This is a genomic window from Verrucomicrobiota bacterium (genome assembly GCA_019247695.1).
Classification (GTDB): Bacteria; Verrucomicrobiota; Verrucomicrobiia; order Chthoniobacterales; family JAFAMB01; genus JAFBAP01.
Genome location: JAFBAP010000155.1, coordinates 1 through 9,696, shown reverse-complemented (window position 1 = coordinate 9,696; position 9,696 = coordinate 1). Strand labels below are relative to the sequence as shown.

The window sequence follows — 9,696 nt, the reverse complement described above, 5'->3', positions numbered from 1 at the left end:
CATCCACAGATTACACAGATTGACACAGATTAAGGTGACGGCAGCGGCGCTTCTTCATCTGTGGCATTCTCTGCCGCTCCGAACGCCGAACCCCGAACTCTCTCCCCTTCTTCCCGCCGTGGTCGCCGTGTTCCGCCGTGGCGCCGTGTGATTCTTACGTCGTGCCCGCCGTGTGACCGACACCCGACACCCGCTACTCATTACTCGTTACCCGTTACTCGTTACTCGTTACTCGTTACTCGTTACTCGTTACTCGTTACTCGCCACCCGTTACCGTCGTCATTTGTGGCATTTTCTTTGTTGAGTCGCCTGCCAGGTGCAGGATGATGTCGGTCTTCGACACGCTGCCGATCAGGCGTTGGGAGTGCAGACTGTCGACCACCGGCAGACGCTCAGATTGGGTATCGGCGAATTTCTGCAGCGTTTCACTCAGGCCCTGGTCCGGAAAGATGCGTGGAAAATCTTCGACCATGATGTCGGCAGCAATCACGACCGTCTCGAGCTCGGGCCGATCGAGGAAAGTTTTCACATCGTGAAGGGAGACGGCTCCCAGCAGGCGCCGGTCTTCATCCACGATGTAAACGTGCTGGAACCGGTGTTGCACGAAGGTCCGTGCGACCTCGGCGAAGGAAGCGCTCTTGCCCAGGGTGATCGGATCCTTGCGGATCAGGTCGAGGAGGTTAAGGTCCGCCAGTTGCCGGCTGAAGAAGGCCGCACCTTTTCGCTCCAGGGATTCGCCATACAGAAACCGGCGTTCGAAGATGCTGCTGCAGTAGTAACCGAGCACGCAGGCGACCATCAGAAATGGTACAATCCCGTAACTCAGGGTCAGTTCAAAGACCATGAGAATCGCCATTAATGGGGCACCGGTGGTCGCGGCCAGAAACGCGCCCATTCCGACCAACCCGTAGATTGTCGGGTCAGGCTGAAGCTGGGGCGCCAGATAGAGGACCGTCTGGCCGTAAAGCACTCCGGCCGCCGCGCCGATAAAAAGGGTCGGGGTAAAGACGCCGCCTACCGCGCCGGAGCCGAAGGTGATGAGCGTGGCCGCCAGCTTGGCGAGAACCAGCGTCAGGACAGTGTCCCAAAGCCAGTTTTGGTGAAAAAGGGAGCGGATAAGGTTCTGGCCGTTGCCGCACACATCTGGAAAGAAGACGGCGATCACGCCAACCGCGGCCCCGCTTAGCGCCATTTTCACGGCCACCGGCACGGTAAACCTGGTAAAAAGGCGTTCCGTCTTGCGCAAAATTCGCAGGTAAACCGGGGCAAGGAAGCCGAGTATGATCCCCATCAGCGTCAGGGGCAGGGCCTCCCAACGCGTGTGCAGGTCGAGGTCGGCCGACTGGTAGAGCGCGGCGTTGCCATGGATGGCGCGGGTCGTAAACGTCGCGACGACCGAGGCCAGGATGAGGGGTCCGAGCGAATCGACCACCACGGTACCAAGCACGATTTCCGAGACGAAGAACGCACCGGCAATCGGCGCGTTGTACGCGCTGGCAATCCCGGCCGCGGCCCCGCAGGCCACCAGTTGGCGGCGCCGTGGCACGGGGAACTGCCGCGACTGGCCGATCACCGAAGCGATGAGCGTTGATAGCTGCACCAGAGGCCCCTCACGCCCGATTGACGCTCCGCTGCTGATCGAAAAAAGTGCGGACAACGTCTTCACCAGGGTGGCGCTCGCGGAGATGCGCCCGTTGCCGATCACTACGGCTTCCATGTAGTCGGTCGTGGATTTCTGCCGGATCGAAGCCAGGAGCCGGTTCCCGATCCACAAAGTTGTGCCGGCAAGCAAACCCCCGAACGCAGGGACCAGCAACCGTTGCCACCAGGGCAGGCGGCCGAACGTCTGGATCGACGAATGCGTTGAACCCGTCAGAAACTCCGTTACGAGGTCGGCGGCCTTGCGAAACCCGTCTGAGGTCAGGGCGCCGGCCAGCCCGATAAACACCGCCCAGAGCAGCGTAACCTGGCGTTCGCTGGGACGAAGGTGCTCGACGACCCAGAGTTTCAGGCGCAGCAGCGCGCGCAACCGGGGAGACAGGGCGAGGCCGGCCCGGCTGGCTCTGGTGGCACCCATACGATCCCGGTCAGCTCGCCGCCAGCGCACCCAGGAATTGATCCTTATCGGTGATCCGGCATAGCTCTTCGACCGCGCTGGGCGTCCGCAGGTTACGGGTCAGGAACGACATCAGCTCCAGGTATTCCTGGGTGGCGGTTTTGGGTATGCCGATCAAAAACATCAACCGGATGTTGATCGCGTCCGCCGGCAGGGGAGAGGCCAGGGTTGCGACCCCGACCACCAGCGCCTGCACCGCATCCGTGCGGGCGTGCGGAAAGGCGACGCCGCTCGGTGCGAATGGAGGATTCATTTTCTGGCGCTCGAGCACCGCCCGGCGGAAGCTGTTCAAATCCAGCACCGCAGGATTGCCGGCCACCGCGGCAAGCATTTTCTCGATTCCGTCCAGGATGGAGGGCGCGCCAAGTTTTGAAATAAACGTTGCAGAACGCAATAATTCGACTGCTTTTCGATTCAAAACTCCTGACCTCCAGCCCTTTGGTATACCAGTTAATCGGAAGAAGTCACCTTGGACGAGTCGAAAAAATGCGCTTGGTTTGCGGTTGGAATCGTCATTCGCCGGCCGCGTGCGGCAGACGCGGTGACCCCGGACGCAAGTCGCATTTGCGCGTGCGAATGTTCGGCACTACTTTTTGCACCCTTATGGTGCTGTGACGATCGGCCTCGCGAGCAAGTCGCCAGGCTGGGCAGCCCGGCGACCCGAGAAGCCAGGCATGCCGCCGGCGCAGCTTTTTTGAGGAGCCAGAGCGGGCCGTTAACCCGGCGCGGACGGTTGCGGCACCTAAAGCGTTTCCAATGAATGTCGAAGTTGAGAACCTGCCAAATTGTCTTGCCTCACTCCGGATTGAGCTGCCCTCCGACCGGGTCAAGAAAGAGTGGAGCGAGGTGGTGCGAAAGTTTCGCCAGGCCGCGCGGATCCCCGGATTCCGCCCCGGCAAAGCGCCCCAGAACGTGGTCGAAGCCAAATTCCGGAAGGAAATCCAGGACGAGCTTACCCGTAAACTGCTCAACGAAGGAACTCGCGAAGCAATCCGGGAAAAAGGGCTCAAGGTCCTCTCCGTTTCTGAAGTTGAAGACGTCGAGTTTGCGCCGGATCAAACGATGCGTTTCACGGCAACGTTGATTACCGCCCCCGAGTTTGAACTGCCGGAGTACAAAGGGATCCCGGTGTCCGTGCCGCCGGAGGAGCTCATGGAGGAGGAAATCGACCAGGCCCTGGAGCGGCTGCGCGAGCGCCAGGCAAGTTTTTCCGACATTGAAGACCGGGCCATCGAGATGGAGGATTTCGTGGTGCTGGACTATGAAACTACCGTCGACGGCCTGCCGCTGCTCGAGGCTGTGCCGGCTGCCTCCAAACGGCTGGCCGGCGGTCTGGATTTCTGGCTGAAGCTTGAAGAGGATACGCTCGTGCCCGGGTTCGCCCCAGAGGTGGTCGGCCTGCGGGTGAACGAAACCCGCGAGTTCGACGTTACGGCGCCGGAGACTTTTCCGACGGAGGCGCTGGCCAACCGGACCCTTCATTTCAAGGTCACCGTTAAGGCGATCAAGCGGATGAACCTGCCGGAACTCGACGACGCCTTCGCCAACCAGATCGTGCACGGGTTCGATCTGGACCGGTTGCGCAAGTTGGTTCGGGCCCAGTTGCAGTCCGAAAAGAGTGCCTCCATCGAGAACCTTAAGCGTAACAGGGTCATCGATTACCTGGTCAAAAACGTCGAATGCGAGCTTCCGCAGTCGTACGTCAAGGACGAGACCCGCCGGATCATGTCGGAAATCGTACAGCAGCACCAAAAGCGCGGCATCTCGGAGGAAACCCTGCGCGAGAACCAAAAAGACATCGTCAACACGGCATCTCGCAGCGCCCGGGATCGCCTGAAGGCCAATTTCATCCTGTTACGGATTGCTGAGAACGAAGGGATCGAGGTCAGCCCGCAAGACCTGAGGGCGAGGATCGAGGCGCTCGCCGCCCAGTACCGCACAACCTATGAGAAGACGCTTTCTGAACTGGAATCCCAGGGGGCGGTTCCCCAGATCCGCGAGGAGATCCTGATCGGTAAGGTTCTTGATTTCCTAACCTCGAATGCTAACATCGAAACCAGTTCCGAAGGGGTCGCGAACAGCTGATTCTGAGGTGTTGATTTAATGGCTGATCCAAAATATTACGCGCAAAATCTGCTCGTTCCCATGGTCATCGAACAGACTGGCCGGGGCGAGCGCAGTTACGACATTTACAGCCGGCTTCTGAAGGACCGCATCGTGTTCATCGGTACGGCGATCGACGACCACGTCGCCAATCTGGTGGTGGCGCAGATGCTCTTCCTGCAAATGGAAGATCCCAAACGCGACATCAACCTTTACATCAATTCTCCCGGTGGTTCGGTGACGGCGGGTCTGGCGATTTATGACACGATGCAGTTTGTGACCTGTGACGTTGCGACCTACTGCGTGGGCATCGCCGCGAGCATGGCCGCCGTTCTGCTGGCGGCCGGCAGCCGGGGCAAACGTTACGCGCTGCCGAATTCGGACGTCATGATCCACCAGGTTTCAGGCGGTGCCCAGGGCACGGCAAGCGATGTCGAACGCACCGTCGAATGGATGTTCAAAATGAAACGGCGCCTGATCCACATCCTGGCCAATCACAGCGGCAAAACCGAAGAGCAGGTGGCGCATGACTCAGACCGCGATTACTGGATGTCGGCCGAAGAGGCTAAGGTCTACGGATTGGTCGACGAGGTGGTCCGGTCCCGCAAAGACGTGCCCGCGCAAGCCCTTCCCGTAAACGGCGACAGCATTCTGCCCGCCTGATCACCCCTTCGAGCGATTAGAGATTAGATTATCATGGCCCGCGCTTCCAACCTCACCATGTGCTCCTTCTGTGGGAAAAGCCATGCGGAGGTTCGTAAACTGATAGCCGGACCGGGCGTTTATATCTGCGACAACTGTATAAACGTCTGCAAAGGCATCCTCGATAAGGAACTGAGTGAAGACGCGCGCCGGCAGACGGCGGCGCTCCGGGTTCCCAAGCCGGTCGAAATTCGGCGGCAGTTGGACCAGTTTGTGGTCGGACAGGAGAACGCCAAAAAAGTCCTGGCGGTGGCGGTTCATAACCATTACAAGCGCATCCTGCAGGTTAACCCCGGCAAGGATCTGGCGCTCGATCCCTACAGCGACGTTGAGATTGAAAAGAGCAACATCCTGCTGATCGGCCCGACCGGGTCGGGCAAGACGTTGCTCGCCCGCACCTTGGCCCGTATCCTCGACGTGCCTTTTTGCATCGCGGATGCCACGACGTTAACGGAAGCCGGTTACGTCGGCGAAGACGTCGAAAACATCATTTTGCGATTGTTGCAGAATGCGGATTACGACGTCAAACGGGCCGAGATCGGGATCGTTTACATCGACGAAATCGATAAGATCGGTCGCAAGACGGACAACGTGAGCATCACCCGGGACGTGTCCGGGGAGGGGGTCCAGCAGGCGTTGCTGAAAATTCTGGAGGGCAGCAGTTGCAACGTTCCGCCGCAAGGCGGCCGCAAACACCCCCACCAGGAATACATCCAGGTGAATACGGAGAAAATCCTGTTCATCTGCGGCGGTGCGTTTGTCGGCCTCGAGAAGCTGATCCAACGCCGGTTGGGCAACAAAGTCCTCGGCTTCCAGGTGGGCGAGACTCAGTCGCAGTCGCTTTCGGGCCAGGAGGCATTGCGGTGTACCGAACCTGAAGATTTGATTTCCTTTGGGATGATCCCCGAGTTCATCGGGCGCTTGCCGATCGTGACCGCACTCGACACGCTGACGGAAGATGAGTTGATGCTGATTCTGACCGACACTCGCAACGCGATGGTCAAGCAGTACAACAAGCTTCTGGCGATGGAGAACGTGAATCTCGTGGTCACAAAAGACGCCTTGCGCGCGTTGGCTCAGGTGGCAGCCAGCAAAGGCACGGGCGCACGAGCTTTGCGTTCGATGTTCGAGAAGATCATGCTCGACGTGATGTACGAGGTCCCGAGCCGGGAGGACATCGCCGACGTCGTGGTGAATCGCGCCGTGGTTGAAGGGAAACGAGCTCCGCTGATCCGGCGCAAGCAAGACAAAGATGCGGCGTGACGGCGCCTTTCCCGGCCCGTTTCGGGGCTTGTTGCCGGTTGCGGTTGTCATGGCTGGCGTCCTCGCGGGCTGCGATCAACCGTCGGCGACGAGGGATGAGCAGCTTACCCGTCGGCTGGTCGGGACCTGGGTAACGGATCAGAGCGGCGCGAATTATCGCTTTTACGCAGAGAACAACTTTCATCGGGACGGTTTTCATTCGGCGGACCGGGTGGTTCACCGGGGAGGTGAAACGACGCGCTGGAACTATGCCGGCAGCTGGGACGTTAAGAACGGCAAACTGAAGGCCTCGGGTCAGGTCGAGCGCAGCGATGCATCGACGGTGGGGTCTTATGACGTTGAAGAAAAGATCGAAAGCCTCACGGATGACGAATTGGTGTTGCTGGACGCCGCGGGCGGACGGCAGGTGCAACGTCGAAAGAAGCTGGCTGCGGATCAGTAAACCGGGGTTCTGAGTTCTCACGGTTCACCGGTGACCGCCTTACAGCCCGCCGGGCCGGAAAACGGCCGGCTGATCTGCCATCCGATTTTTGATCAGCCAATCAACTGTGTTATACCATTTTGATGGCCATCGAGGTAACATTTTGTCTTAGGCCCAACGGGCCGCCAGACTTTAGCCCAGGGTTCCACCCTGGGAACGCGCCCCTCCCCCGATCGAGCCCTGAAAGGGCGGCAGAAGGCGTCGCTTCCGGGTTCTGCCGCCTCTTCAGGGCTCGTCGTCCTTTTACGGTTACCCAGGGTAAACCCTGGGCTAAGGTCTACCGCTCCTTCGGGCCTGAAACCTGGTCGAAATTCCACCAGGATAACTGTCTACACGGTATTAGGGTGCAACCCCGATGAAACGGCAGTTCCTTTACGCTTGTCTGGCGCTCATTCTGGTGTTTGAGCTCGGAATCGGCTGGAGATTGTTCACCGCCAGCGCCTCAGCAGATACGGACGAGGCCGGTTACGCGAACCTGACGGTTTTCACGCGCGCACTGCAGTTGATCCGGCAGGATTACCTCGACGAGAAAAAGCTGGCTTACAAGGATCTCATGTACGCGGCCGTGCGCGGGATGCTGAGCAGTCTCGACCCGCACAGCCAGTTTATGGAGCCGTCGGATTTCCGGAACATGCAGGATGACACCCGGAGCGAATTTGGAGGTCTCGGCATCGTCGTATCCAGCAGGGACGGCGTCCTCACCATCGTGTCCCCCCTGGAAGACTCGCCCGGATTCCGGGCCGGCCTGGTGCCCAATGATCAAATCCTGCGGATCAACGGGAACACCACCGAACGGATGAGCTTGCAGAACGCGTTGGAAGCACTCAGGGGCGAACCCGGCCAGAAGGTCAGCCTGACCATCTTTCGGCCTTCCACAAAGGAGACCAGGGACTATACCCTTCAGCGTGAAGTCATCAAGGTGGCGAGCGTAAAAGACGCAAAGATCCTGGATCCCTCGCTGGCCGGAAACTTTAAAATCGGGTACGTGCGCATTACGCAGTTCAACGAGCCGACTGCGCAGGAGCTCGCTCAAAAGGTGGACGCGCTTTTGAGCCAGGGTATGCAGGCGTTGATCATGGACCTGCGGTTTAATCCGGGCGGTCTCCTGAACAGTGGGGTCGATGTCTGCGGGCTCTTTGTCCCACCGAAGACCATGGTGGTCTACACTGAAGGGCGTGATGCCGGCCAGCACCGGGAATACTTGACCGATCGGAATGCAAAACCCCGGTCGAACTTTCCCTTGGCCATCCTGGTCAATAACGGAAGCGCCAGCGCAGCCGAGATTGTTTCCGGAGCGTTGAAGGATCTGAACCGCGCCATCCTCGTCGGCGAGACCACGTTCGGCAAGGGCTCCGTCCAGAGCGTGATTCAGCTTCCCGACGGTTCGGCGCTCCGGTTGACCACCGCGCGGTATTACACGCCGGGCCGGCAGGTGATTCACGAACGGGGCATCACGCCGAACATTGTCGCCTCCTTGACGCCGGAACAAGAGAAGGCGCTGCTGTTGCGCCGCCGGGAGGGCTCCCTTTCGCCGGCGGAGCAGAAGGTTGTAAACGAGCAGCGCGACCCTCAGCTCGAACGGGCAGCGGATGCCATCAAGGGCATGATGATCTACAGCCAGAGCGGTTCCGCCGCTTCGGTGCCGCCGTCCAAATCCGAGGACGCTGTCCGCGAGAGGTGAGTAGACCGCTGATCCTTGCGATCGAAACCTCATGCGACGAAACCGCCGTCGCGCTGGTGCACGGCAACGACCTGGTCACCAGCGAGGTCGCCAGCCAGACGGCACTGCACCAGCCTTTCGGGGGCGTCGTGCCGGAAGCGGCCTCGCGCAGTCACCTGGCAAAAATCAAACCCCTGCTCGATCGGACGCTTGCCACGGCCGGGGTTGCACCGGGGGCGATCGACGCGGTGGCCGCGACCCGTGGACCCGGCCTCCTGACGGCGTTGCTGGTCGGGCTTGCGGCCGGGAAAGGGTTGGCCATCGGGCTGAATCGCCCGTTCATCGGCGTCAACCACCTTGAAGGCCACCTGCTCTCGCCTTTCTTTGACGCGGCTGCCGGACCGGTGCGCTCCGTCGGTCTGGTCGTGAGCGGCGGCCATACCCTGCTGGTCCTCCTCGAGAAAGTAGGCGATTATCGCCTGGTCGGCCGGACGGTCGACGACGCTGCCGGCGAGGCTTTCGACAAGGTTGCCAGGCTGATCGGGCTGCCTTACCCGGGCGGCCCCGAAATCGACCGGCTGGCGCGTAAAGGGGACCCGACCAGATACCGGCTGCCCCGCAGCATGCCCGGAGGATCCAATTTCCAGTTCAGCTTTAGCGGCCTCAAGACGGCCGTACGTTATCTCTTACCTCAGCTGTCGGGAGACTTTCAGGCTGATCTGGCCGCTTCGTTCCAGGAAGCGGTCGTCGACGTCCTGGTGCGCAAGACCCTGGCGGCAGCCCGGGCGCACAATTGCGAGGTCGTTGGGGTAAGCGGCGGCGTCAGCTGCAACTCGCGCCTCCGGGACCGGATGGAAAAAGCATGCGCCGCGGCCGGGGTCACGTTGAACCTGGCCCGGACCGACCTCACCACCGACAACGCGGCGATGATCGGGTTCGCGGCGGTCCAGCGGCTTCAGCAAGGGCTCATCGATGACCTCGGCGTTGACGCCGATCCGAGCCTGCCGTTGACGGTAACGGGTAACGGGTAACGGGTAACGGGTAACGGGTAACGGGTGGCGGGTCCGGCAGAGCACCTGGCGGTCGTGATTTCCGGACAAAGGGTGAACCGAAATTCCTTCCGGCCGCCCGCGGTACTCCTTGCCACCCGCCCCCGCCACCCGCCACCCGCCACCCGCCACTCGTTACCCGTTACGCGTTACGCGTTACGCGTTACGCGTTACGCGTTACCCGTTACGGGTTCCTCGTTGCGCGAATCCGATCCTCGGAGATCCTGTTCCGTGCGCTTCTTGTTAATCGACGGCCATTACTACGTGTACCGCTCTTACCACGCGATCCAATCTCTGAACAACTCGCGCGGCGAGCCTACCA

8 protein-coding genes are annotated in these 9,696 nt (G+C 60.4%); 6 read left to right on the top strand and 2 right to left on the bottom strand.

All coding sequences use genetic code 11. The annotated features are described in order from the left end of the window. Positions 1 to 256: 256 nt before the first annotated feature. Both JO015_18010 and JO015_18005 read right to left on the bottom strand, forming a co-directional pair. The gene (locus JO015_18010; protein ID MBW0000992.1) at positions 257 to 2,077 is read right to left on the bottom strand and encodes a ClcB-like voltage-gated chloride channel protein; all 1,821 of its coding nucleotides are present in this window, start codon (positions 2,075 to 2,077) and stop codon (positions 257 to 259) included. A gap of 10 nt (positions 2,078 to 2,087) precedes the next feature. Further along, a complete protein-coding gene (locus JO015_18005) occupies positions 2,088 to 2,534 on the bottom strand; it encodes a PTS sugar transporter subunit IIA (protein MBW0000991.1) in 447 nt (148 codons plus the stop codon). Positions 2,535 to 2,872: 338 nt separating this feature from the next. Between JO015_18005 and tig the strand changes: the two genes are divergently transcribed. The 6 genes from tig to tsaD all read left to right on the top strand — a co-directional run bounded on the left by tig (position 2,873) and on the right by tsaD (position 9,356). Then, positions 2,873 to 4,201, top strand: coding sequence for a trigger factor (gene tig / locus JO015_18000; protein MBW0000990.1), 1,329 nt, complete (start codon positions 2,873 to 2,875; stop codon positions 4,199 to 4,201). An 18-nt stretch (positions 4,202 to 4,219) separates the two neighbouring features. Further along, positions 4,220 to 4,882 carry an ATP-dependent Clp protease proteolytic subunit gene (locus JO015_17995; protein MBW0000989.1) on the top strand — a complete coding sequence of 221 codons (663 nt, stop codon included), beginning with the start codon at positions 4,220 to 4,222 and terminating at the stop codon, positions 4,880 to 4,882. A gap of 33 nt (positions 4,883 to 4,915) precedes the next feature. After that, positions 4,916 to 6,184, top strand: coding sequence for an ATP-dependent Clp protease ATP-binding subunit ClpX (gene clpX / locus JO015_17990; GenBank protein ID MBW0000988.1), 1,269 nt, complete (start codon positions 4,916 to 4,918; stop codon positions 6,182 to 6,184). Positions 6,185 to 6,233: 49 nt separating this feature from the next. Beyond that, positions 6,234 to 6,626, top strand: coding sequence for a hypothetical protein (locus JO015_17985; protein ID MBW0000987.1), 393 nt, complete (start codon positions 6,234 to 6,236; stop codon positions 6,624 to 6,626). A gap of 394 nt (positions 6,627 to 7,020) precedes the next feature. Next, positions 7,021 to 8,346, top strand: coding sequence for a S41 family peptidase (locus JO015_17980; GenBank protein ID MBW0000986.1), 1,326 nt, complete (start codon positions 7,021 to 7,023; stop codon positions 8,344 to 8,346). Continuing rightward, positions 8,343 to 9,356: a tRNA (adenosine(37)-N6)-threonylcarbamoyltransferase complex transferase subunit TsaD gene (gene tsaD, locus JO015_17975; protein MBW0000985.1), complete on the top strand. Its 1,014-nt coding sequence runs from the start codon at positions 8,343 to 8,345 to the stop codon at positions 9,354 to 9,356. Before JO015_17980 ends, tsaD begins: the two co-directional genes overlap by 4 nt. Positions 9,357 to 9,696 lie beyond the last annotated feature (340 nt).

Excerpts from the sequence above, each read along its gene's own strand:
- JO015_18010 (MBW0000992.1), bottom strand. The coding sequence starts at position 2,077 with ATGGGTGCCACCAGAGCCAGCCGGGCCGGCCTCGCCCTGTCTCCCCGG.
- tig (MBW0000990.1), top strand. The coding sequence starts at position 2,873 with ATGAATGTCGAAGTTGAGAACCTGCCAAATTGTCTTGCCTCACTCCGG.
- JO015_17995 (MBW0000989.1), top strand. The coding sequence starts at position 4,220 with ATGGCTGATCCAAAATATTACGCGCAAAATCTGCTCGTTCCCATGGTC.
- clpX (MBW0000988.1), top strand. The coding sequence starts at position 4,916 with ATGGCCCGCGCTTCCAACCTCACCATGTGCTCCTTCTGTGGGAAAAGC.
- JO015_17985 (MBW0000987.1), top strand. The coding sequence starts at position 6,234 with ATGGCTGGCGTCCTCGCGGGCTGCGATCAACCGTCGGCGACGAGGGAT.
- JO015_17980 (MBW0000986.1), top strand. The coding sequence starts at position 7,021 with ATGAAACGGCAGTTCCTTTACGCTTGTCTGGCGCTCATTCTGGTGTTT.